Source organism: Brevundimonas sp. NPDC092305 (assembly GCF_044755415.1).
Taxonomy (GTDB): domain Bacteria; phylum Pseudomonadota; class Alphaproteobacteria; order Caulobacterales; family Caulobacteraceae; genus Brevundimonas.
On sequence record NZ_JBIVQY010000001.1, the window covers coordinates 1,774,324 to 1,795,985 of the forward strand.

The following is a 21,662-nucleotide window of genomic DNA, read 5'->3' on the forward strand; positions in this document are numbered from 1 at the left end:
GGGTTCAATGTTGATAGCCGCTCTCCTCGTCGATCTTGCCCCGGAACACCCAGTAAACCCAGCCGGTGTAGGCGAGGATCAGCGGCAGGATGACCACCGTCCCCACCAGCATCAGGCCCAGCGCATTGTCGGGCGCCGCCGCGTGGCGGAAGTCGATGCCATAGGGGACGATGTCGGGCATGAAGCTGACCGCCAGACCCAGATAGCCGGACAGGAAAACCAGCAGGGCGCCGATGAAGGGCCGCATGTGCGAGCCGCGCAGGGCTGACCCGATGATCAGGATCAGGCCGGCGAGACCGATCAACGGGATGAAAAGACGCGGTCCCAGCTGGTCCCAGCGAATCTGGAATTCCGGCAGGTCGATGCCCCAGTTCACGCCGATACGATGGTGTACGACCAGCGTGGCCAGGCTGACGGCCACCAGCAGGGCCGAGACCACACCCGCGCTGACCAGCGTCCAGCGACGGGCGTCGCCGTGCAGGTTGTCCTTCGTCTTGGCCATCAGCCAGGCCCCGCCCAGCAGGGCGTAGCCGGCCACGACGCCGGCGGAGACCAGCAGCGTATAGGGCGTGAACCAGTCAAACTGGCCACCGGCGAAGCGCTCGTTCTGGACCGTAACGCCCTGAATGAAGCCGCCGAGGATCAGTCCCTGCGCGATGGCGGTCAGGATGGAGCCGGCGGCGAACATCTGGGTCCAGAACTTGCGGCCCCGCTTGCGGGCGCGGAAGCGGAACTCGAACGCCACGCCGCGCAGGATCAGGCCCGCCAGCATCAGCAGGACCGGCAGATAGAGGGCCGGCATCAGGATGGAATAGGCCAGCGGGAAGGCGGCGAGCAGGCCCCCTCCCCCCAGCACAAGCCAGGTTTCGTTGCCGTCCCAGACGGGGGCGATGGTGTTCATCATCACATCCCGCTCGCCCGCCGACTTCGCTAACGGAAACAGGATGCCGACGCCGAGGTCGAATCCGTCGAGGACGACGTAGAGCAGGACGGCCGTGGCGATCAGCCCGGCCCAGATCAGCGGCAGGTCCATCAGAGCACTCCCCCGTCTTCGTCATCGGGCGCGCCGGCCAGCGCCGAGCCGGGGGCCCGGTCCTGACGGGCGGGTTCGGCGGCGACCGCCTTCGGTCCTTCGGCCATCAGGCGGAGGATGAAGATCGCGCCGGCGGTGAAGACGATCGAATAGACGGTGATGTAGGCGATCAGGCTGGTCGCCACCTGACTGGCGATGACCGGAGAGACGGCGTCTCGCGTGCGCAACACGCCATACACGACCCACGGCTGGCGTCCGACCTCTGTCACCATCCAGCCCGCCAGCACGGCGATGAAGCCGGATGGTCCCATGACCACGCAGAAGCGCAGGAACCACGGACTGTCGAACACCCGCTTGCGCCAGATCAGCCAGGCCCCGCCGAGGCCGAGCGCGATCATCAGCAGGCCCAGCCCGACCATGATGCGGAAGGCGAAGAAGGGGATGACCGGCGGGGGCTGGTCCTCACGTGGCCAGGCGTCGAGACCCTTGATGACCTCGTCCTTCGGCACGTTCTGTATCATGTTGCCGACGCCGGGGATCGAGACCTCGAAGTGGTTCTTCTGCGCGTCGCGGTCGGGGATGCCGAAGAGGTGCAACGGCTGGTCGGCGCGGGTTTCCCAATAGCCCTCGATGGCGGCGGTCTTTGACGGTTGATGCTTGTGCGCCACCTCGCCCGACCAGTGGCCGGCGAGCAGTTGCAACGGCGCGACGACGGCGATCATGCCGATGGCCATAACCAGTGCGATGCGGCTCTCGGTCCATGTTTTCGTATGACTGCGGCGCTCCTTCAGCACGCGGTAGGCGGAGGCCGCGCCGACAACCAGCGCCGTGGTCAGGAAGGCCGCCAGCAGCATGTGCACGAGGCGCGACGGGAAGCTGGGGTTGAAGATCACCTGCATGAAATCGGTCGCCTGGAAGCGACCGTCGGCCATGATCTCGAAACCCTGCGGCGTCTGCATCCAGCTGTTGGCCGACAGGATCCAGAAGGCGGAGATAGAGGTGCCGACGGCGACGAGGCAGGTGGACAGGAAGTGCAGCTTCTCGCCCACCTTCTTCCAGCCGAACAGCATGACGCCGAGGAAGGAGGCCTCAAGGAAGAAGGCGGTCAGGACTTCATAGGCCAGCAGCGGCCCGATCACGCCGCCGGTCAGGCGGATGAACTCTGACCAGTTGGTGCCGAACTGGTAACTGAGCACCACGCCCGAGACGACGCCCATGCCGAAGCTGAGCGCGAAGATTTTCACCCAGAACAGGTACAGGGTCTTGAACGCCTCGTTCCGCGTCTTCAGCCAAAGCCCTTCCAGCACCGCCAGAAAGGCCGCGAGGCCGATCGTGAAGGCGGGGAAGATGATGTGGAAGGAAACGGTGAAGGCGAACTGGAGGCGGGAGAGCAGAAGCGCGTCGGCGTCCACGGCGGGACCCCCTGAATAGCCCTAGGAATAGTAGGGCCTTACGCCTGCGCCAAAGCTTTGTCCATATGCGATCGGTCGCGCGGCGGAACGCCGCAAGCTGAACGTCAGGAGGCGGCGGGGAGCTCGAGCCAGAAGGTGGCGCCGTGGCCGGGCTGGGACTCGACCCCGATGGAGCCGCCCTGCATCTCGATCAGGCTCTTGGCGAGGGCCAGACCGATGCCGTGGCCCTCGATCGTCGAGCGTTCGAGGCCGAGGCGGTTGAAGGGCTCGAATAGCTGGGCCTGCTTCTCGGCGGTCAGGCCGACGCCGTGGTCGATAACCTCAACGCGAATGCAGGCTCCAGCGCGCATCGCTTTCAGGATCACGACGCCGCCGTCGGAGCCGTACTTCACAGCATTGGTGGCGAGGTTGGCGATGACCTGGGTGAGGCGCTGCGAGTCGGCCAGCGCAACCAGATCCTCACCGTCGCCTGACACGTCGAAGCGCAGACCTTGTGCGTCGGGGCGCATGGCGGTGGCGCGGCTGACGTCCTCGAGCACCCCGACCACGTCGGTGGGGCGAAGCTCGTATTTGACCGAGCCAGACTCGGCGCGGGCCACATCCAGCAGATCGTGCGCGAGGCCCTCGATCTGGCGGGCGGTGCCGACCAGCATTCCGGCCATCTCGTCCTGGGTGGCGGTGACGGGGCCCAGCTGGCCTGACTTCCAGAGGTCGCCGATGCCGATGATGCCGCCGATGGGGCTCTTGATCTCGTGAGCCACGTTGGCGAGCAGACGGGATTTGGCCTGCGACGCGCGCTCGGCCCGGCGTTGCGCCTGAACCGCCTTCTCGCCAAGCACGTCGCGCTCGTTCAACAGCACCGACAGCAGCATGAAGGGCAGGAAGGCGAAGATCAGGTTCAGCTGGATTAGCAGGACCTTGTTCGGCAGGTCGTCGCTTGGCTGGGCGCCCTGAACCACAGCGGTGAGCTGGAAGATCGCGACCAGCACAAGACCGAGGGCCACGCCCGTCGTGCGCAGACGGGCGGCCATGATCATCAAGACCGGAAGCACGATGAAGCTGGTCGGGGCTGAAGAGGCGAAATAGGCGAACCACAGGCCGCCGATCAGGAGCGTGAACAGCACGGCCCATTCGGCGAGGCGGGCGAGGGTGCGGGTCTCGACCCACCACCGGCGATCGGCCGCAAGGATCATCGGGATCAGGACGGCGAAGCCGAGGGCGTGGCCGAACCACCAGGTCTGGAACATCGCCGCGGGGTCGCCGCCCGACATCAGCTGCAGCCCGACCGACACGATGATCGCGCCCGGCAGCGGCGCCAGAACGCCGGCCATGACGAGCAAGCGGATCGCGCCCTTCACCGTGGCCATTGGCCTGTACGGGGTGAAGCGCCGGACCAGAAAGACCGCCGTCACGATCTCGGCCATATTGGCGACCGTGAACAGGGCCGTCTGGGCCGCTGTGTTGCCGACGAGAAGTTCGGCGGCGACGATGCCGACCGCGATCAGGCCGCCGAAGCAGATGTCGTAGCTAAGGCCACGACCGCTGCGCAGCCACATGCCGGCGGCCAGCCCCCCGGCGCCCCAGAGGGCGGAAATCATGCCGGCGGTGCGGCCGAACTTGATGGACAGCACCATCACGATCAGCACGCCGATGCAGGTCAGTACCGGAACGAGCGGCTGGCGGAAGAAGGCGACGGCGTCGTTCTCACCCGCCCCGGCGGACGCGCGAGCGGGCGCGACCCTTCGGGTCGCTGCCGGCTCTGGCGTGCCGATGACACGGCTCATGGTCATGATCGATTCCGGAACGCAAACTGGTTCCGATGGCGTACACGATCCTTCCTAACATCCCCTGAAGGTCAGAAAGCGTCGGCAAGCACCTGATTGAACTGGCGAACTGCGGCCGCCGGACCCTGTGGATGATCCCAGACCGCCGCGCTGACAGCTACGAAGTCCGCCCCGGCCCGGGCCAGATCAGCGGCGTTTTCGGGCGTGATCCCGCCAATGGCCACGCAGGGGACCTCGACCGTTTCCTGCCAGATGGTCAGGATTTCGGCTTCCGGCCGATGCGTCGTCTCCTTGGTTGACGTGGGGAAGAAGGCCCCGAAGGCGACGTAGTCGGCCCCCGCCTCGGCCGCATCCATCGCCAGTTCCCGACTGTCATGACAGGTCGCGCCTATCATGGCGTTTGGCCCCATCACCCGACGGGCGTCGGCGACAGAGGCGTCGGATTGACCGACATGTACGCCGTCGCAGCCGGATCGGGCCGCGAGATCCGGCCGATCGTTCAGGATCACGGCGACGCCCCTCGCCTCGGCCAAAGGCTTCAGCGCCTGAACCGCCGCCAGCACATCGGCGTCATCGATATCCTTCAGCCTGATCTGCAGCGCCGCTACGGGCCCTGCGTCCAGCGCCTCGGTCAGCCGTTCCGCGAAGGCGGACAGGTCCGCGATCGCAGGCGGCGTGATGAGGTAGAGCTGGCAGGGCGGGCGGGCTGGGAGAATGTCGGGTCGGGCCATATCCGCGAGGTGCGCCGGGCCGCGGCCTGCGTCAATCCCGCAAGCCTGGCCGTTTGAGAACGACTTGCAGTCGCCACAATCGTCCTGCTATGGAGAACCATTCTCAGTCGGGGCGAGTCTCTTGTACGTCTGCAACTGCAACGGTCTTCGCAAGCGTGATGTCGCCGCCGCCATCGAGGCGGGCGCGATCCGTCCGCGCGAGGTCTTCGCCCGCAACCAGTGCACCGCCCAGTGCGCCAAATGCGTCTGCGAAATGCGCGAGATCATTCAGGAGACCCGCCAGTCCTTCGCGATGGCGGCTGAGTAGCAGTCGCAACAGCAACTGCGGTCGATTTTTACTCGCAATTTCAATGTCGTGATAAGTGTTCGCAAGTGAACACAGGCCGTTTTGCTGTGTTATGACCAGCACCTGAGACGGCGACTCCTCCGCCGCGACTGGAGACTGGGCCATGAAGGGCGACCCCGCGATCATCCGGACGCTGAACGCGATCCTGACCAACGAACTGACGGCGGTGAACCAGTATTTCCTGCACGCTCGCATGTTCGAGAGCTGGGGCCTGAAGCACCTCGGCCAGATCATCTACGACGAAAGCATCGGCGAGATGAAGCACGCCGACATGCTGATCAAGCGCGTGCTGTTCCTCGACGGACTGCCTAACCTGCAGGACCTGCACAAGCTGAAGATCGGCGAGAACGCGATCGAATGCCTGGGCGCCGACCTGCAGCTGGAGCTCGGCTCGCGCGACACCGTCGTGGCCGCCGTGACCCAGTTCGAAGCCGCCAAGGACTACGTCAGCCGCGACATCGCCATGCGTATCCTGTCGGACACCGAGGAGCACATCGACTTTCTCGAGGCCCAGCACAAGCTGATCGAACAGCTGGGTGTGCAGAACTATCTGCAGTCCGCGATGACCGAGATCAGCCCGGACAAGTCGGCCACCGGCAACTAGAGCACCTCGCGCCGGGCCAGATGGACCACGGCGAGGATCAGCACGACCGCGCCGAGCCCCCCGCCCAGCGCGAGCGCGGTCTGCACTCGCCATGCCTCGGTCGCCAGCATGTTGACCGGCATCTGCCAGGGGAAGAACACCCCCTGTTTCGCCGCGGTGGCGACCACCGAAAAGAAGGTCCCGCCGATGCCGACGGCCAGCGACGGCACGAAGCTGGCGAACCGCATGGCGATCCAGAACTGGATGGCGATCATCAGGGTCGCCGCCAGCATGACCTTGCCGAGCAGCATCAGCTGGACGCCGAGGTCGAACACGCCGGTGGGCGAGAGCACCGGCTTGATCGTCGCGGCCAGCAACACCGCGCCCCACGTGAGCAGCAGGTTGAGCAGGCTCATGGCCACGACGACGACAAGCACGCAGATCGCCTTGGCGGCGTAGAGCTTCCAGCGGGCCACCGGCAGGGCGCGCAGGTGATCCCACGCCCGGGGGCCGTGCTCCATGTGAGCGACGAGAGCGGTCAGCGCTGTGACGCTCATGGGCAGCATGAAGAAAGCCCAGATGCCGACCGAGCCCTGCATATACAGGTCCCACGGCGCGGCTTCCTTGCCACGAAGCATGTTGAAGAAGACGAAGATGGCGATCAGCGTCGGGGCTGCCAGCGCCAGAAGGGCGGCCAGCGAGCGGTTCAGCTTGCGCGCTTCAACGGACAGGACGGCGAGCATCAGACGGTCTCCGGGGCTTGAACGGTAGGGGCGGCGACATCGCGATAGATGCCTTCCAGCGACCGGGCGCGCGGGCCGATAGCGAAGACGTCGATCCCGGCCTCGATGAGGGCGCGGTTGAGAGCGGCGGTCGTGCGGTCAGCGTCGTCGCCCGATCGGAGACGCGCGATCAGACCGTCCTCGCCGTCCGACAGGGTCAGGTCACGGGCGCGCAGGACGCCGGCTGCCCGGGTCTGGTCTCCGGTGCGGATGACGATTTCGGGCCGGAGATCGGCTTTCAGGCGGGCGAGCTCGCCCTCCAGCACCAGCCGGCCTTCATTGACGATGCCGATGTGAGTGGCGGTTTGTTCGATCTCGCCGAGCAGGTGGCTGGAGAGCAGGACAGTCGCGCCCGTGCGGTCGGGCAGGCTCTTGAGGAAGCGGCGCATGTCGGCGATGCCGTCGGGGTCGAGGCCATTGGTGGGCTCGTCGAGGATCAGCACCTGGGGCGCGCCCAGCATGGCCCGGGCCAGCCCGAGCCGTTGTCGCATGCCCAGCGAATAGTCCGAGACCCGGCGGCGGGCATTGGCCTGCATCTCGACCACCTCCAGCACCCGGTCGACCTCGGTCGCCGGGATGCCGAGCAGGGTGCGGGTCAGGTCCAGATTCTCACGGCCGGTCAGGTTGGCGTAGAATCCGTGCGCCTCCAGCAGCGCCCCCACCTTGCGAGACGCCGCCATCCGGTCGCGGGCCACATCGAGGCCGCAGATGCGGGCAGCGCCGCCGCCGGGGCGGATCAGGCCGAGCAGCATCTTCAGCGTCGTCGTCTTCCCTGCCCCGTTGCGGCCCAGGAAGCCGTAGACGGCGCGTTCCGGCACGGTCATCGACACGGCGTCGACAGCCAGATGGCGCCCGAAGCGGCGGGTGAGAGCGTGGGTCTCGATGGCAGGCGTCATAGGCGGCGCGTCCAGTTCGTTTAACTCTTAGATAAAGTTGCAAACGGTGCGTCTTTAAGTCAAGATTAAAGATCAGACACGTTGGGGGCCGCTTTGAGCCAGTCCGATCTCATCCGTTTCCGGCGCATGTGCGGGCAGTTCCGCTGGCTGGCGGTGTTCATGGTGGTCAGCGTCGGGAGCCTGCTGGCGCTCATGTATGTGATCGCACCCGGCGTGCTGGCGTTGCGGGGCGACTTCCGATCGACGCCCGTGCAATGGTTGGCCCAGACGACGTGGGGTCTGCCCAGCGCGTTCTATCTGTTCGCCGTCTGGTCAATCGGGTCGGCGTTGGGCCAGCTGGCAAAGGGGCGACTGATCCAGCCCACTCTGTCGCGCGCCTTGCGTCGGGTCGGCCTATCGCTCGGCGTCGGCGGGGTCGTCAGCGTGTTCGTGGTCAGCAACCTGATCCGGCTGATGGGTGAGGCGCGTGGCGGCTATCTGCACTTCGACGTGGCGGGCATGACGCTGGGCATGATCGGCGGCGCGCTGTTCCTGTTGGGGCGGGTGATCGATCAGGCGGATCGGGTGCAGGCCGAACTGGACGAGATGATCTGATGCCGGTTCGCGTGACGCTGGACGCCCTGATCGTGAAGCGCGGGATCAAGGCTCGCGATCTCGCCCAGGAGGTGGGTCTGAGCGAGACCCAGCTGTCCCTGTTTCGGTCAGGCAAGGTGAAAGGCATCCGCTTCCGCACCCTGGCCCGGCTGTGCGCGGCGCTGGGATGTCGGCCAGGAGATCTGCTGGACTATGACGCCGATCCGGCGGACCTGACCCTGCCGGACGACGAGTAGCGGAACCGGAGCGCGGCGCGGTCCATTGTTCGATGAACAGGAAGGGCCGCCCCAATGACCGACATCGACGACTTCATGGACGACGCACGCGACGCAGCGCTGGACTTCGTCAACGGCGAAGATCGCAGCCTCGGCCATGTGCTGCTTGGCGTGGCGGTTACGGCGGGGTTCGCGCTGGCGGCGACGTTTCTTGCGCAGCGGGCGCTGACGCCGCGGGTGTCGGCCGCCGACCTGCGCAAGGGCGCGCGACCGGTGACCGAGCGTCCGCGAGGAGCCATGAGCATGATCGTCCCCGCCGTCTTTTCGGCCACCAGCCTGTCTGCGGTGCGCGTGTGGAACGCGCCTTCGCAGCCGAGGCGGAACGCCGCGCTGACGCTGTGGGCGGCGACGCAGGCGGTAAACGCCCTGTGGCTGGCGGCGCGACCGGCGGGGCGAGCAATGCAGATCGGCGCGGCCATGGCCTCCGCCGGGCTGGCGGCGGCGTTCGCCCACGAAGCGCGGCGGCTGGACCCCGATGCGGGCAAGCTGGCCTCGCCCATCGGCGGCGGAACCCGGATGATGAACGCCATCGACCGCAAGGTTTCGGACGACCGGCTGACCGTGCACTGACCTTGCCCGCAGGCCCGGCATACTCTAGGGACAGCGCCACTTCGCGCGCCCGCGATGGCAGCGCTTTCAGCCCCTCCGAGATCTCATGGCGAAAATCAACGGCAACACCATCAAGCCCGGCATGGTCCTGCAAGTGAATGGCGGCCTCTGGGTCGTCACCAAGGCCAGCCACGTCAAGCCGGGCAAGGGCGGCGCCTTCGCCAACGTCGAGGCCAAGAACCTCGAGACCGGCAACAAGCTGAACGAACGCTTCCGCTCGGAAGACAAGGTCGAGCGCGTCACGCTGGAACAGCGCGACTATTCGTACCTGTACGACGGCGGCGACTCCCTCGTGTTCATGAACGACGAGAACTACGAACAGATCGAACTGCAGAAGGACTGGGTCGGCGACGATCGCATCCCCTATCTGCAGGAAGGCATGAAGGTCGTCATCGAGAGTCACGAGGATCGTCCGATCGGCCTGTCGCTGCCGGATCAGGTGACTCTGGAAGTCGTCGAGACCGAGCCCACCGTGAAGGGCCAGACCGCCTCTTCATCCTACAAGCCCGCGATCGCCAACAACGGCGTGCGCATCATGATCCCGCCGTACATGTCAGCCGGCGAGAAGATCGTCGTCGACACCACGACCGGCGAATACGTCCGCCGCGCGGACTAATGACTATCCGGCTCCGATGACGGAGCCCGGCGTTTGAACTTCTCCGCATCTCCGGGCCGCGCGCCTTTGCAGGAGATGCGGACCAGGAGATTCCCATGGCCCTCGCCTCCGCCCTTCTCACCGTTATGATGGACGCGGTCCGCAAGACCGCCCGCCCGATGCTGCGCGATTTCGGCGAGGTCGCGAACCTGCAGGTGTCGCGCAAGGGGCCCGGCGACTTCGTCACCGCCGCGGACATCAAGGCGGAGGACACCCTGTACGAACTGCTGATGAAGGCCCGCCCGGGTTACGGTTTCCTGGGCGAGGAGCGCGGCATGATCGAGGGGACGGACAAGTCCCACACCTGGATCGTCGACCCGATCGACGGCACCACCAACTTCATGCACGCCATGCCCCACTTCGCCATAACGGTGGGCCTGCAGCGGACCGCGCCGGACGGATCGTCCGAGATCGTGGCGGGCGTGACCTACAACCCGGTGATGAACGAGCTGTTCTGGGCCGAAAAGGGCAAGGGCTGCTATCTGAACGACACCCGCATCCGCGTCGCGGGCCGCAAGGATTTGTCGGAAAGCCTGATCGCCACCGGCCTGCCGTTCATCGGCAAGACCGGCCATGCGCAGGCGATCAAGGACATCCACGCGGTCGGCCAGCGGGTGGCGGGCATCCGCCGTCTGGGCAGCGCGGCGCTGGACTTCGCCTGGGTCGCGGCGGGGCGGTACGACGCCTATTACGAGCGCAATCTGAACCCGTGGGACGTGGCGGCGGGCATCCTGTTCGTCACCGAGGCCGGCGGCATGGTGACCACGATCGACGCCGACGGCGACCCCAAGCAGGGCAAGCAGATCCTCGCGGCCAATACCGATATCCATAGCCAGCTGCGCAAGGTTCTGGCGGGGGCCTGACCAAAGCCCGCCATCGCTGCGCCTGGTGCGGGATCGATCCGCTGTACGTCGCCTATCACGACGAGGAGTGGGGCGTGCCCGAGTACGACAGCCGGGCGCTGTGGGAGAAGCTGGTGCTGGACGGGTTTCAGGCCGGGCTGGCGTGGATCACCATCCTGAGGAAGCGCGAGGGGATGCGCGACGCCTTCGACGGGTTCGATCCGGAGAAGATCGCGGCCTATGGCGAGGCCGATATCGAGAGGCTGTTAGGCGACGCGCGGATCATCCGCTCGCGGGCGAAGATCAACAGCGCGATCAAGGGCGCGCGGATCTGGCTGGAGATGCAGGAGAGCGGTGAGGACTTCAGCGAATGGCTGTGGTCGTTCGTCGGCGGCGCGCCGATCACCAACCACTGGCCGGACAGCGACGCGCGGCCGGTGGCGACGCCGGAATCCGAAGCCATGGCGAAGGCCTTGAAGAAGCGTGGCTTTACCTTCTGCGGGCCGGTAATCGTGTACGCCTTCATGCAGGCTGTGGGCATGGTCAACGATCATGGCGTCGAGTGCTTCCGTCATCGGGAAATTCAGGCCATGAAGCGCGGGTGACCGCGTCTCCGAAATCGAAAAGCAGACCGAAGGCGCCCGCCCGGGCCTTTCCGACGCTGGCGCTGGAAAGCCTGCTGGTCCAGTCGTCCGGCGGGCCGGTGTGCGGCGTGGATGAAGCCGGGCGCGGGCCGTGGGCCGGACCGGTGTCGGCGGCGGCGGTGATCCTGAACCCGAACGACCTGCCCGCAGGCATCGATGATTCCAAGGCGCTGACGGCGGCGAGGCGTGAGGCGCTGGAGATCGAGATCAAGGCCCGCGCCGTGGCGTGGGGCGTGGGATTCGCCTCGGTCGAGGAGATCGCCGAGTTGAACATCCTCCACGCGACCGGACTGGCCATGTGCCGGGCGATCGAGGCGCTGGGCGTTCAGCCGGTCGCGGCGCTCGTGGACGGCAACTATCGCTTCAAACTGCCTTGCGACGTCCAGACGGTCGTCGGCGGCGATGGGCTGTCGCTGTCTATCGGCGCGGCCTCTATCCTCGCCAAGACGGCGCGGGATCGACTGATGGTCGAGCTGGACGGGGTGTACCCGGGCTACGGCTTCGCCAGCCACAAGGGCTACAACGCGCCGATCCATCAGGAAGCGTTGAAGGCGCTGGGGCCATGCCCCGCGCACCGGCGCGCCTGGGCGCCGATCCGGGCGTTGCTGGAAGGCTAGACCGCCAGCATTCCGCCCAGCAGCGCGCCGACCACGGCGACTGCAACGGCGCCGACCACGACAATCATCCAGTGCGGGATATCCGAAAGCCCGGGCCCCGCTGCTTCGCGGTGAACATGCAAGTCGTTCGCGGGCCGGCTTTCGAACCGCATCGCGCCCGGCGCGCGCCAGGCGACGATGTCGAGGTTGCGGGCGACGCGGCCGTAGGTGCGTACGCCGTGCAGGCGCTGGTCAGGGGTCAGCGGCAGGGTTTCCATGCCTCGATAACGGCGAACGCTGTGTACTGTTCCGGACTCAGGCCGCATCGGCCAGCGATACCCGCCTGTCGGACACGACGAACAGGTATTCGACGTTCTTCAGCCGCCCCACCGAGCCGACCTTTTCGCCCTTGGGATTATGGATGCCGATCTTCGCGCCAACGTAACGCGGGTGCTGAATCTCGATCACCTGCACCTCGCCGCGGGTCGACAGCATGGCGGTCAACTGATCGCGGGACAGATAGCCCTCGTCGTTGAACGAGACGACGAGGTTCGGCGCGCGCAGCCCCTCGATCACCGCCTTCAACGCCGGGCCGATACCAGGCTTGGAATTGAAGGCTGACTTGCGGGTGCGGACGTCGATGCGCTTGTTCGCGACGCCGTAGGTCTGGGGCTTGTCCCACAGGATCAGGCTTTCCCAGCAGTGGTAATTCCCGAGGTAGGAATGCTGGTTGTAGGGCGGGTCCAGATAGACGAGGTCGGCCTCGACCTCGGGCGCCAGTTCGACGGCGTCGCGGCGGGTCGCCCTCCCCTGCCCCGGCAGGATGTCGGGCATGCGGAGCTCCAGCGGCTTCAGCGCCCGGGCCGCCCATGACTTCATGTAGGCCATCTGCAGGCCGGCGGTGGAGTCGACGCGGTCGGCCGCCTCCATAAGGCTGACCAAGGCGATCGCCTCCAGTTCAGGCTCAAGCGACAGGGCGGCGATGCGATCGCGGATGGCGTCGATACGGGCGCCGTTTTCCGCCGTGAAGAAGCGGGCGTCGTGGCTGTAGGCCTGGGTGAACCAGCCGGCCTGCGGGGCGACGGTGCGGAGTTCAGCGAGGACGGCCTCCGCCCTGTCCAGCCAGCGGTCCCGGTCTGCTTGCACATAGGCCGTCGCAAGGGTGTGGGCGTAGGCGTTGTGGTCGTTGGACCAGACATCAAAGCCTTGCCGCTTCAGGGCGTGACCCACGCGCGCGGTGCCGGAGAACAGGTCGCAGACCGTCCCGCCGTCGGGCAGCGCGGCGGCGATCGCCGAGGTCACATGGCCCAGCAGAGCGCGCTTGGAGCCGATGTATTTGATCATCCCGACCCTTCCGGGCGGAGCGAGCCTAGCGCTTGCCCTTCGCCTTGGCCGGAGCATGGGCCAGACGGAGGAGATTCGCAGCCCCCGGGGCGCCGAAGGGGGTGCCGGCGAGGATGAGGATGCGCTGGCCGGGCTCGGCGAGCTCGTTGGCCATGGCGCTCTGGATCGCGTCGTCGGTGACATCCTCCAGCGACGCGGGCTCCTTGCCGAGACGGGTCTCCAGTCCCCAGACCAGCGCCAGTCGCCGGGCGGTATCCGGGTTGGGCGTGAGGGCCAGCACCGGCTGCAGCGGCCGCTCGCGGGCCATGCGGCGGGCGGTGCCGCCAAGTGTCGTGAACACGACGATGCAGGCCGTCGACTGGGCCTCGGCGGCTTTGCGGGCCGCGGCGACGAGGGCGTCGGCGTCGATGTCGTCCATGCCGGCGTGCTCGGCGTCCATCAGGCCCGGCCACATCGGATCGTTTTCGACCCGCTCGATGATGCGGTTCATGATGCCGACGGCTTCGAGCGGATACTGGCCCGACGCCGTCTCGGCCGACAGCATCATGGCGTCCGCCCCCTCATAGACGGCGTTGGCGACGTCGGAGGCCTCCGCGCGGGTCGGTGCAGGCGAGGACGTCATCGACTCCAGCATCTGGGTGGCGACGATCACGGGCACGCCGCGCTGGCGGGCGGCGCGGATGATCTGCTTCTGCGCGACCGGCACCTCTTCGGGTTCCAGTTCGACGCCCAGATCGCCGCGGGCGACCATGACGCCGTCGCAGTAGTCGAGGATGCTGTCCAGCTGGGCCAGAGCCTGCGGCTTCTCGATCTTGGCGAGACAGGCGGCCTTGCCCTTAACCAGCTGTTTCAGCTCGGCCATGTCCTCGGCCTTCTGGACAAAGCTGAGGGCGACCCAGTCGACGCCGATGCGCAGGGCGAATGCGAGGTCCTCGCGGTCCTTGGGAGTCAGGGCCGAGACGGGAATCACGGCCTCGGGCACGGCGACGCCCTTGCGATCCGACAGTTTGGAGCCGCTCTCGACCGTGACATCGGCCCAGGTATCGTGACGCTCGCCCACGCGAAGGCGCACCCGGCCGTCGTCGAGAAGCAGCAGCATACCGGTGCGCAGGGCCTTGAAGATTTCCGGATGCGGCATCTGCACCCGCGTCTCATCACCCGGGGTTGGGTCGAGGTCGAAGCGCATGGTGTGGCCGGGCTTCACGTCGATCTCGACGTTTGCAAACTTGCCGAGACGCAGCTTGGGACCCTGCAGGTCGGCGAGTACGCCCAGCGGGCGCTTCAGTGCGATCTCGGCGCCGCGGACGGCCTTGAGAGCGGCCGCGTGATCCTCGTGGCTGCCGTGGCTGAAGTTCAGACGAAAGACGTCCACCCCGGCAAGGGCAAGGGCCTTGACCGTGCCCGGGGCGCGGCTGGCGGGTCCAAGGGTCGCGACGATGCGGGCGCGCCGGGCTCTTTTCATGATCTCACTGGCCTTATGGGGAGCGTCAGGCCCCTTGTGCCTGTGAAATGCGCGCCGGGTAAGGCTGCTCCCGGCCGCGAAACACGAGTTTATGCCGTCGTCAGGCGATCCCAGGGACCTGTGATGGCGAGGGTAATGCCGGGGAACTGGATGTTGACGAACAGGACCGAGGCGTCGGGCGAGAAGCAACAGCCGGCGAACTCGGAGTTGCCCTGAAAGGCGTTGCGGGCGATCGTGTAGGACTTGCCGTCCGGCGTGACGCCCTTCAGGTGGTTTCGGATCTGGGCCGAATAGTTGTCCTCGCAGACGATCAGATGGCCCCACGGCGCGACCGTCAGGTTGTCGCCCATGTTCCAGACCTTCTCGTCTTCGGACTCAAGGAACAGCTGGATGCGGCCGGTGTGACCGTCGGTCGAGGGGATGTAGCGGAGGATTTGCCCGCGCTCGATCGGGCCGCCGTCCTTGGCGGTGAAGTAGAGTTCGTCCGCGCCCCAGTGTATGCCTTCGCCCCCGTTAAAGATCGCCGCGCCGGCGGCCCGGCCACGCATGCGCAGGTCGCCGTTGGGGCTCTCGACGTCTTCGAGATCGATCCACTCCGCGTCCCGCCAGTCGCCGACGGCCCAGAAGCGGTCCTTGTTGTTCGAGGTATTCGCGCCGGGCGAGTCCTTGATGACCAGCGCCTGCAGCTTGCCGCCTTCGACCAGCCGGTCACGCACGTTAGGGATGAAGCGGTAGAAGAGGCCCTCTTCCTTGTCCTCGGTCAGGTAGACGACGCCCGAGCGCGGATCGATGCAGACAGCCTCGTGATCGAACCGGCCCATGGCCTTGAGCGGCACGGGGTCGACCAGGCCGGCGGCGCTGGCGGGGACCTCGAACACCCAGCCATGCTCGCGGCTGACGTTGGTGCTAGCGGGCGTGTCCTCGCATTCCTCGCAGGTCAGCCAGCTGCCCCACGGCGTCTGGCCGCCAGCGCAGTTGGTCGAGGTGCCGGCGAGGCTGAGGAATTGACGGACGACCTTCCGTGTCTGCAGGTCGTAGACGACGGTCGTCGTGCCGCCCGGCAGGGGCCGGCCCTGCTTGTCGAGGTCGTAGGCCTTCGTCTTGTCGAGCAGGTGCAGGCGTTCGCGGTTCAGGCCGCCCGGACCCCAGTTGCCGTGGGTGCGAGACGAGGCCTTGAGTTCGTGATTCCGGACCAGAGCGACCAGAGAGCCTTCTAGGGGGAAGCAGCCCATGCCGTCGAACTGGCCCGGGACCAGCAGACCGTCGTCCATCGTCTCGCCGCCTTGCGAGACTACGTGGTAGGTGAAGCCGTCCGGCAGATCGAGCAGGCCGTTCGGGTCAGAAACCAGCGCGCCGTAGCCGGGGACTTCGTTGACATAGGTTTCGGAGTTCTGCGTCGGCGCCGTCTGCGCGCGCACCGCCTGCGCGAAACCGCTGAATGCCGCCGCCGCCGCGCCGGCGCCAAGGACGCCCCGACGATCCAGTTGAAGCTCACGCATCACATGCACACCCCGATAGAGGCGCTGCGTTTATCGCGATCCGGTCACCGCGGTCATCATGGTTCTGTGACGGTCGTCAGCCGACCAGTCGGGCCAGCTCCGGAGCCGGAAGGGGCTCTTCGGCGGCGGCCACGACCGCATCCGCCTGGGCCGCGCGATAGACGATCAGCTCGTCCAGCGACATGGGCGTTGCGAAGTGGAAACCCTGCAACAGGTCGCAGTTCAGCAGTTGCAGCAGGCGCGCCTGCCAGTCGGACTGGATGCCCTCGGCGACGACCTGCAGGTTCAGGCTGTGGCCCAGATCGATGACCGACCGCATGATCTGGGTCGCCTGCTGGCGTTCGCCGAGATTGCGCAGGAAGGACTTGTCGATCTTCATCCCGTCGAACTCGAAGTTCTGCAGGTATGACAGGCTGGAGTAGCCGGTGCCGAAGTCGTCCAGGTAGACACGGATGCCCATGTTGCGCAGGGCGGAAATGGTCTTTCTGGCCGCCTCCATGTGCGAGATCAGAACGCCCTCGGTGATCTCGATGTAGAGCAGCTCGGGCCGGATGCCGGCGGCCAGCAGTTTGTCCGCAACCATTGTGGCGAACTGGTTATGGCGAAAATGGACAGGCGAGATGTTGATGCCGACCGGCACGTCGCCCAGCTGCTTGATAGCGAGTAGCGCTCGATCCAGCACCCAGTGGCTCAACTCGATGATCTGGCCGCTCTCTTCCGCGATCGGGATGAGAAGGGTGGGCGAGACGATGCCAAGACGCGGCGAGTTCCAGCGCAGCAGCGCCTCGACGCTTTTCAGTTCGCCGGTGCGGGCGCTGACCAGCGGCTGGAAGCACAGGGCCAGTTCGTCGTTGTCCAGCGCCTTCGTCAGCTCGGCGCGGATGTTCACGCGCGAGGACATCCGCTCTTCCATCACGTCGTCGAAAATCCGGTAGCCGTTCAACCCGGCGGTCTTGGCCTCGTACATGGCCAGATCAGCACGCTTCAGCAGATCGTCGCCGTCGTCATAGGCAAGGTTGCCGTAGGCGATGCCAATGGACGAGCCGCTCTGGACCAGATGGCCCTCGATCAGAAAAGGCTGGCGCAACGCATCCGAAATGGCGGTGGCGCAGGCCTCGGGGGTGACCTCGGGCGTGACGGGCAGGATGGCGGCGAACTCGTCGCCGCCCATGCGGGCCACGGCGACGGCGCCGGGCAGATTCTCGGTCATGACGGCCGCGACCTCGGCCAGCAGAACGTCGCCCGCGCGGTGCCCGAGGCTGTCGTTGACCTCCTTGAACCGGTTGAGATCGAAGAACAGGATCGCCAGTTCGCCCAGCGAATGCGCCTTGCTGTGCTCGGCCAATACGTTGTTGAAGGCGACGCGGTTCATCAGCCCGGTCAGCGGATCGCTGTGGGCCTTGATGTCGAGGTTGCGGCCTTCCTTCGACAGCCGGTGGTTCTCGATCGCCAGCGCCAGATGGTTGGCGGCGAACAGGCCGATCGAGGCGACCACGCAAACGCCCACAAGAGCGACTGCGACAGGCGCCATCCGCCCCGCATCGCCCAGGGCCAGCGCCAGACCAATGGCCAGCAGGACTACGAGATAGCCGGCGATGATGACCTTGTACTTGCGGTCGCCGTCGGCGCGGAGGTGTTTGAGCAGGGCGTTCACAACGGGATCATTACCGTCGAGCGATTTAGAAATTACTTATGCGCGAACCGAGACGCTCAGTTGTCTCGCTGCGAGTTCATCAAATCACGCGTGCGTTGCACCAGAGTATTCTCGAGGTTGCTATTCTCGCGCCGTAAGGCGTCGACCGCGTCCTTGCGCGCCAGCTGGGACTTCAGGCGGGCCATGAGAATGGGGAAGCTGATCGGCTTCATGACGAAGTCGTTGGCGCCGGCCTTGATGGCGACGACCACCGAGCTCTCCTCGCCGATGGCGGTGCACATGATGACCGGCAGAAGGTTCTCGTCGTGCTTCTCGCGGATGGTCTGAAGGGTCTCCAGACCTGACAGGCCGGGCATCATCCAGTCCAGCAAGACCACGTCCGGCGGCGAGGCGGCGATCATGCGCAGGGCGGACATGCCGTCCTCGGACATCTCGGTCGCGAAACCGGCGCGTTTCAGATGGCGGTCGAGGACGAAGCGGTTGTCCTCGATGTCGTCGACGATGAGGATGCGTCGCTGGGTATGGGCGGGGACGTCGCTCATTGGCGGACCATGGTCTTGATGTTTTCTACAATCTGAAGCGGCGAGGCCTTCCATTTCGGATGGAAGACGTGGCCCGCCTCACGGATGCGCGCATGTTCCTGCACGCTCAGGTCCAGTTGGGAGAGCACCATGACCGGTACGGTCTTGAGCGATGGATCCCTGGACAGCGATTCCATCATGGCGAAGCCGTCGACCTCGGGCATGCACAGGTCCAGCACGATAGCGCCCGGCGTGTGCTGGCGGGCCATGGCCAATCCCTCCTCGCCATTGGCGGCGAGGCGGACGGTCAGGCCGGCCTGACCGGCGTAACGCTGGACGATCTCGCGAACATCTTCGTCGTCATCGACGACCAGTATGTCGCCGGGCACCTGACGGCCGAGAATGTCGAGCGTATCGCGCAGGCGATCGCGGGAGAGCGGCTTGACCAGCACCTCGGCGGCGCCGGCGGCCAGACCCAGACGGCGGTTGTCGTCGCTGGAGGCGACAATGACCGGGATGCCGGACAGGTCCGGATCGCTCTTCATCTCCGCCAGAACCTCATAGCCCGACTGGCCGGGCATGAAGATGTCCAGCACCATGAAGTTCGGGCGCTGGCTGCGCGCTAGCGCCAGGCCTTGCGGACCATTGGACGCGGTCAGCACGCGATAGCCCTGCGCACCCAGCCAGCGCTTCAGCAGGTCCCGCGTGGCGTCGTCGTCGTCCACGACCAGTACTGTGCGCGCAAAGGACGCGTTCGAGGCCGGTGCAACCGGTGCGTCGACGACAGCGGCCGGCGCGACGTCGTGGCCGGCGACCGAGTTCATCGGCAGGGTCAGCACGAAAACGCAGCCGTCCCCGTGAGGCTCCTGGATCAGGGAGCCGCCCATCAGGCCGGCGAGACGACGGGTGACGGTAACCGCAAGGGCGCCGGCGTTCAGGGCGCCCCTCGACGCTCCGCCCTCTCCGTCCTGAACGGACAGCGCGGCGGCAAGCAGGCGGCCCTCGGGATCGTAGAGGCGGAACTGGATGCGGCCCTCGTCGCCATCGGCCAGCACCACTGACAGGGCTGGAGTCTTGTCGCGGCTGGCCTCGACGACATGACCCGCCAGACCGATCAGGCACTGGCGCAGGCGCATGGCGTCGCCCAGCATGACGCGCGCGTTGGGCGCGACCGATACGATCAGGCCGCCGGCCTCGCCGGCCTCCACGGTAGATGCGACGGCTTCCACCACGCTCTGGACGTCGACCACGGCGCGCTCGAACGCGACCTCGCCTGCGTCGAGACGGGACATATCGAGGATGTCGTTGATCAGGCGCAGCAGGTGGCGGCTGGACTGCAGGATGCGGGCGAGGTCGCGGATAGAGGCTGGACTGCCTTGGTCCGCGGCGTCCTCGGACAGCAGCATGGCGTAGCCGATAATGGCGTTCAGCGGCGTGCGAAGTTCGTGGCTCATGCCCGCGAGGAAGCCGGCCTTGGCCTCGCTTTCGGCGCGGGCGGCCTCACGGGCGCGGACCAGTTCGTTGATGCGGCCCTGACGCTCATGCGCGGCGCGGACCAGCAGATCGTCGAGACCCCGATAGGCGCCCTCCAGAGCATTGCGGTCGACGGGCGCGGTGTCGCCCTCGATCCGCTTCAACGCCAGCAGGGTGTCACCCGGACGGGCGAACAGGGCCGACAGGCGCCAAGCGGCGATCCCGCCCGCCACGCAGGACACGCCCAGCCATACGATTGAGACGACGAGCAGCGTCAGGGCGCCGAGAACCTCGGGCCTCAAAGCCGCAAACAGAGCCAGCGCGGCGACGCCCGCGACCGCGTTCAGACCACCGGTCCACAGGGCCAGCCGGCGCGCGACCGACAGGCGGAAGCCGCGACGGCGTCCGCCGAGAATGTCAGAGGATTGGGCCATCAGGCGCTCGCGGCCTCCGCGACGGGAACGTCGACCGGCCGACACGGGATATCGATGGTGAAGGCCGAGCCTTGACCGAGCTTCGATTCAACTGAGATCGCGCCGCCCATTAGCGTACAGAAGCGCTGGGTCAGGGCGAGGCCCAGCCCGGTGCCGCCGAACTTCTGGGACGTGTCGTCCTCGGCCTGGCTGAACGCCTTGAAGAGCTTCTTCAGCCCGTCCTCGCTCATGCCGATGCCTGTGTCGCGCACCTCGAAGATCAGACGATCCATGCCGCCCGTCCGACGCTTGATGACGGTCAGAGTGATGCGGCCACGCGATGTGAACTTGGCGGCGTTGCTGAGCAGGTTCAGAAGCGACTGACGCAGCTTCATCCCGTCGACGCCGACCACACCGGGGTCGTTCGGCATCTGCAGGATCAGCCGGTTGTCCTTCTTCGAGATCAAGGGCGCCGCAGTGGCCATGACGTCGCGAACCAGAGGCGCGATGGCCACCGGTTCGATGGCGACTTCCAGACGATTGGCCTCGATCCGCGACAGGTCCAGCACGTCGGTGACCAGACCCAGCAGGTGGCGGCCGGCGGAGTTGATCCGGTCCAGATCGTCGGCGCGCTGGCTGTTGGCCGGCGTGTCCTCGAGGTCGTCGCGCAGCATCTCGCTGTAGCCTATCACGGCATTCAGGGGGGTGCGCAACTCGTGGCTCATCTTGGCGAGGAAGATGGACTTCTGCTGGCTGGCCAGTTCGGCCTTCTTCATCGCCTCGCGCAGTCCGTCGGCCTGGGCCTGATGCTCGAGCATGGACTTTTCCAGCCCCGCGCTCGCCCGCATGACGGTCTCATAATAGATCGACAGCAGGGTGATGTAGATCAGCGCCGCGACAATCGAGATCAGGTTCACGTATTTCAGGCTGGTCAGGGGGACCAGTTCCGGGAAGTCGCCGATCACCAGACGCGCCGCCATGAAGGCGACCAGCTGGACCGCCACTCCGCCCAGCACCAGCCGGGTGCGTTCGGCCAGATAGAAGAAGCCCAGCTGCAACGCGATCAGCGACCATGGCAGGAAGGGCGAGCTGATGCCGCCGTAGTGGAACGAGCCGAACAGGCTGATGAATACCAGCACCTGCACGGACAGAAAGGCCGGGACGACGAGGCTGGACGACCGTTTCACAAGGAACGGGATGATCCAGAAAGACGTCACCGCCGCTTCCAGCAGCCAGAACTGCCAGTGCACGTCGACCGATGCGCGCCACAGGAACAGGATCACCGACTGGCCCATCGCCGGGCCCATCAGGTGCAGGAAGATGAAGGTGCGCACCTTCATCAGGTCGGACTGGTCCCGACGCACGCGCTCGGGAATGAAATAATCTATGGCCCGGCCAACCGTCGCCAGCATCGAAGCGCCCCCGAATTCGACAGGCTCTGTACGACGCAAGTCATAAGTCTGAGTTAATCGGGCCGATTTTGAGAAGAAACGTGGATAATGATTGTGGTAAAC

The 21,662-nt window shown here is 66.3% G+C and carries 23 protein-coding genes; 9 read left to right on the plus strand and 14 right to left on the minus strand.

The window, feature by feature from the left end; genetic code table 11:
* Window positions 1-4: 4 nt before the first annotated feature.
* The 4 genes from cydB to thiE all read right to left on the minus strand — a co-directional run bounded on the left by cydB (window position 5) and on the right by thiE (window position 4,960).
* Entirely contained in the window at window positions 5-1,033 is a 1,029-nt protein-coding gene (gene cydB, locus ACIQC9_RS08760; RefSeq protein WP_400614539.1) for a cytochrome d ubiquinol oxidase subunit II, read from the minus strand.
* Entirely contained in the window at window positions 1,033-2,445 is a 1,413-nt protein-coding gene (locus tag ACIQC9_RS08765; RefSeq protein WP_400614541.1) for a cytochrome ubiquinol oxidase subunit I, read from the minus strand. Before ACIQC9_RS08765 ends, cydB begins: the two co-directional genes overlap by 1 nt.
* 104 nt (window positions 2,446-2,549) lie before the next feature.
* The gene (locus ACIQC9_RS08770) at window positions 2,550-4,235 is read right to left on the minus strand and encodes an ATP-binding protein (protein WP_400614543.1); all 1,686 of its coding nucleotides are present in this window, start codon (window positions 4,233-4,235) and stop codon (window positions 2,550-2,552) included.
* Between the two features lie 65 nt (window positions 4,236-4,300).
* Window positions 4,301-4,960 (minus strand): thiamine phosphate synthase, encoded by a 660-nt coding sequence (gene thiE, locus ACIQC9_RS08775; RefSeq protein ID WP_400614546.1) that lies wholly within the window; start codon window positions 4,958-4,960, stop codon window positions 4,301-4,303.
* Window positions 4,961-5,081: 121 nt separating this feature from the next.
* Here thiE and ACIQC9_RS08780 point away from each other — a divergent pair, with 121 nt between their 5' ends.
* Both ACIQC9_RS08780 and bfr read left to right on the plus strand, forming a co-directional pair.
* On the plus strand, window positions 5,082-5,267 hold the full coding sequence (locus ACIQC9_RS08780; protein ID WP_400614549.1) for a bacterioferritin-associated ferredoxin: 186 nt from the start codon (window positions 5,082-5,084) through the stop codon (window positions 5,265-5,267).
* A gap of 142 nt (window positions 5,268-5,409) precedes the next feature.
* Window positions 5,410-5,910 carry a bacterioferritin gene (gene bfr, locus ACIQC9_RS08785; protein ID WP_400614551.1) on the plus strand — a complete coding sequence of 167 codons (501 nt, stop codon included), beginning with the start codon at window positions 5,410-5,412 and terminating at the stop codon, window positions 5,908-5,910.
* Here bfr and ACIQC9_RS08790 read toward each other — a convergent pair.
* Both ACIQC9_RS08790 and ACIQC9_RS08795 read right to left on the minus strand, forming a co-directional pair.
* Complete coding sequence (locus tag ACIQC9_RS08790) at window positions 5,907-6,632, minus strand: ABC transporter permease (protein WP_400614553.1); 726 nt, start codon at window positions 6,630-6,632, stop codon at window positions 5,907-5,909. The genes bfr and ACIQC9_RS08790 overlap by 4 nt on opposite strands.
* A complete protein-coding gene (locus ACIQC9_RS08795; RefSeq protein WP_400614556.1) occupies window positions 6,632-7,567 on the minus strand; it encodes an ABC transporter ATP-binding protein in 936 nt (311 codons plus the stop codon). Before ACIQC9_RS08795 ends, ACIQC9_RS08790 begins: the two co-directional genes overlap by 1 nt.
* Window positions 7,568-7,660: 93 nt before the next feature.
* Here ACIQC9_RS08795 and ACIQC9_RS08800 point away from each other — a divergent pair, with 93 nt between their 5' ends.
* From ACIQC9_RS08800 to ACIQC9_RS08830, 7 genes are all read left to right on the plus strand, one after another.
* A complete protein-coding gene (locus ACIQC9_RS08800) occupies window positions 7,661-8,161 on the plus strand; it encodes a DUF2975 domain-containing protein (protein WP_400614558.1) in 501 nt (166 codons plus the stop codon).
* The gene (locus ACIQC9_RS08805) at window positions 8,161-8,397 is read left to right on the plus strand and encodes a helix-turn-helix domain-containing protein (RefSeq protein WP_400614561.1); all 237 of its coding nucleotides are present in this window, start codon (window positions 8,161-8,163) and stop codon (window positions 8,395-8,397) included. The genes ACIQC9_RS08800 and ACIQC9_RS08805 overlap by 1 nt, the downstream gene beginning before the upstream one ends.
* A 54-nt stretch (window positions 8,398-8,451) precedes the next feature.
* Entirely contained in the window at window positions 8,452-9,006 is a 555-nt protein-coding gene (locus ACIQC9_RS08810; RefSeq protein WP_400614563.1) for a tryptophan-rich sensory protein, read from the plus strand.
* 85 nt (window positions 9,007-9,091) lie between these two features.
* Entirely contained in the window at window positions 9,092-9,661 is a 570-nt protein-coding gene (efp, locus tag ACIQC9_RS08815) for an elongation factor P (RefSeq protein ID WP_400614565.1), read from the plus strand.
* A gap of 95 nt (window positions 9,662-9,756) precedes the next feature.
* The gene (locus ACIQC9_RS08820) at window positions 9,757-10,563 is read left to right on the plus strand and encodes an inositol monophosphatase family protein (protein WP_400614568.1); all 807 of its coding nucleotides are present in this window, start codon (window positions 9,757-9,759) and stop codon (window positions 10,561-10,563) included.
* Window positions 10,560-11,147, plus strand: coding sequence for a DNA-3-methyladenine glycosylase I (locus tag ACIQC9_RS08825; RefSeq protein ID WP_400615444.1), 588 nt, complete (start codon window positions 10,560-10,562; stop codon window positions 11,145-11,147). The genes ACIQC9_RS08820 and ACIQC9_RS08825 overlap by 4 nt, the downstream gene beginning before the upstream one ends.
* Window positions 11,144-11,803: a ribonuclease HII gene (locus ACIQC9_RS08830; RefSeq protein WP_400614571.1), complete on the plus strand. Its 660-nt coding sequence runs from the start codon at window positions 11,144-11,146 to the stop codon at window positions 11,801-11,803. Before ACIQC9_RS08825 ends, ACIQC9_RS08830 begins: the two co-directional genes overlap by 4 nt.
* Here the strand turns inward: ACIQC9_RS08830 and ACIQC9_RS08835 are convergent.
* From ACIQC9_RS08835 to ACIQC9_RS08870, 8 genes are all read right to left on the minus strand, one after another.
* Window positions 11,800-12,060, minus strand: a complete 261-nt coding sequence (locus tag ACIQC9_RS08835; protein ID WP_400614574.1) for a hypothetical protein — start codon at window positions 12,058-12,060, stop codon at window positions 11,800-11,802. The genes ACIQC9_RS08830 and ACIQC9_RS08835 overlap by 4 nt on opposite strands.
* Window positions 12,061-12,097: 37 nt before the next feature.
* Window positions 12,098-13,126 carry a DNA adenine methylase gene (locus ACIQC9_RS08840; protein WP_400614577.1) on the minus strand — a complete coding sequence of 343 codons (1,029 nt, stop codon included), beginning with the start codon at window positions 13,124-13,126 and terminating at the stop codon, window positions 12,098-12,100.
* A 25-nt stretch (window positions 13,127-13,151) separates the two neighbouring features.
* The gene (gene pyk / locus ACIQC9_RS08845; protein ID WP_400614579.1) at window positions 13,152-14,588 is read right to left on the minus strand and encodes a pyruvate kinase; all 1,437 of its coding nucleotides are present in this window, start codon (window positions 14,586-14,588) and stop codon (window positions 13,152-13,154) included.
* Between the two features lie 89 nt (window positions 14,589-14,677).
* On the minus strand, window positions 14,678-16,087 hold the full coding sequence (locus tag ACIQC9_RS08850) for an alkaline phosphatase PhoX (RefSeq protein WP_400614584.1): 1,410 nt from the start codon (window positions 16,085-16,087) through the stop codon (window positions 14,678-14,680).
* A gap of 76 nt (window positions 16,088-16,163) precedes the next feature.
* Window positions 16,164-17,741 carry a putative bifunctional diguanylate cyclase/phosphodiesterase gene (locus ACIQC9_RS08855; RefSeq protein WP_400614587.1) on the minus strand — a complete coding sequence of 526 codons (1,578 nt, stop codon included), beginning with the start codon at window positions 17,739-17,741 and terminating at the stop codon, window positions 16,164-16,166.
* Between the two features lie 56 nt (window positions 17,742-17,797).
* Entirely contained in the window at window positions 17,798-18,283 is a 486-nt protein-coding gene (locus ACIQC9_RS08860) for a response regulator transcription factor (RefSeq protein WP_400614589.1), read from the minus strand.
* Entirely contained in the window at window positions 18,280-20,169 is a 1,890-nt protein-coding gene (locus tag ACIQC9_RS08865; protein ID WP_400614591.1) for a response regulator, read from the minus strand. The genes ACIQC9_RS08860 and ACIQC9_RS08865 overlap by 4 nt, the downstream gene beginning before the upstream one ends.
* Window positions 20,169-21,560 carry a sensor histidine kinase gene (locus tag ACIQC9_RS08870; protein ID WP_400614593.1) on the minus strand — a complete coding sequence of 464 codons (1,392 nt, stop codon included), beginning with the start codon at window positions 21,558-21,560 and terminating at the stop codon, window positions 20,169-20,171. The genes ACIQC9_RS08865 and ACIQC9_RS08870 overlap by 1 nt, the downstream gene beginning before the upstream one ends.
* Window positions 21,561-21,662 lie beyond the last annotated feature (102 nt).

Excerpts from the sequence above, each read along its gene's own strand:
- bfr (WP_400614551.1), top strand. The coding sequence starts at position 5,410 with ATGAAGGGCGACCCCGCGATCATCCGGACGCTGAACGCGATCCTGACC.
- ACIQC9_RS08770 (WP_400614543.1), bottom strand. The coding sequence starts at position 4,235 with ATGACCATGAGCCGTGTCATCGGCACGCCAGAGCCGGCAGCGACCCGA.
- ACIQC9_RS08840 (WP_400614577.1), bottom strand. The coding sequence starts at position 13,126 with ATGATCAAATACATCGGCTCCAAGCGCGCTCTGCTGGGCCATGTGACC.
- ACIQC9_RS08805 (WP_400614561.1), top strand. The coding sequence starts at position 8,161 with ATGCCGGTTCGCGTGACGCTGGACGCCCTGATCGTGAAGCGCGGGATC.
- ACIQC9_RS08810 (WP_400614563.1), top strand. The coding sequence starts at position 8,452 with ATGACCGACATCGACGACTTCATGGACGACGCACGCGACGCAGCGCTG.
- ACIQC9_RS08850 (WP_400614584.1), bottom strand. The coding sequence starts at position 16,087 with ATGCGTGAGCTTCAACTGGATCGTCGGGGCGTCCTTGGCGCCGGCGCG.
- ACIQC9_RS08835 (WP_400614574.1), bottom strand. The coding sequence starts at position 12,060 with ATGGAAACCCTGCCGCTGACCCCTGACCAGCGCCTGCACGGCGTACGC.
- cydB (WP_400614539.1), bottom strand. The coding sequence starts at position 1,033 with ATGGACCTGCCGCTGATCTGGGCCGGGCTGATCGCCACGGCCGTCCTG.
- ACIQC9_RS08870 (WP_400614593.1), bottom strand. The coding sequence starts at position 21,560 with ATGCTGGCGACGGTTGGCCGGGCCATAGATTATTTCATTCCCGAGCGC.
- ACIQC9_RS08865 (WP_400614591.1), bottom strand. The coding sequence starts at position 20,169 with ATGGCCCAATCCTCTGACATTCTCGGCGGACGCCGTCGCGGCTTCCGC.
- ACIQC9_RS08795 (WP_400614556.1), bottom strand. The coding sequence starts at position 7,567 with ATGACGCCTGCCATCGAGACCCACGCTCTCACCCGCCGCTTCGGGCGC.
- ACIQC9_RS08820 (WP_400614568.1), top strand. The coding sequence starts at position 9,757 with ATGGCCCTCGCCTCCGCCCTTCTCACCGTTATGATGGACGCGGTCCGC.
- efp (WP_400614565.1), top strand. The coding sequence starts at position 9,092 with ATGGCGAAAATCAACGGCAACACCATCAAGCCCGGCATGGTCCTGCAA.
- thiE (WP_400614546.1), bottom strand. The coding sequence starts at position 4,960 with ATGGCCCGACCCGACATTCTCCCAGCCCGCCCGCCCTGCCAGCTCTAC.
- ACIQC9_RS08860 (WP_400614589.1), bottom strand. The coding sequence starts at position 18,283 with ATGAGCGACGTCCCCGCCCATACCCAGCGACGCATCCTCATCGTCGAC.
- ACIQC9_RS08790 (WP_400614553.1), bottom strand. The coding sequence starts at position 6,632 with ATGCTCGCCGTCCTGTCCGTTGAAGCGCGCAAGCTGAACCGCTCGCTG.
- pyk (WP_400614579.1), bottom strand. The coding sequence starts at position 14,588 with ATGAAAAGAGCCCGGCGCGCCCGCATCGTCGCGACCCTTGGACCCGCC.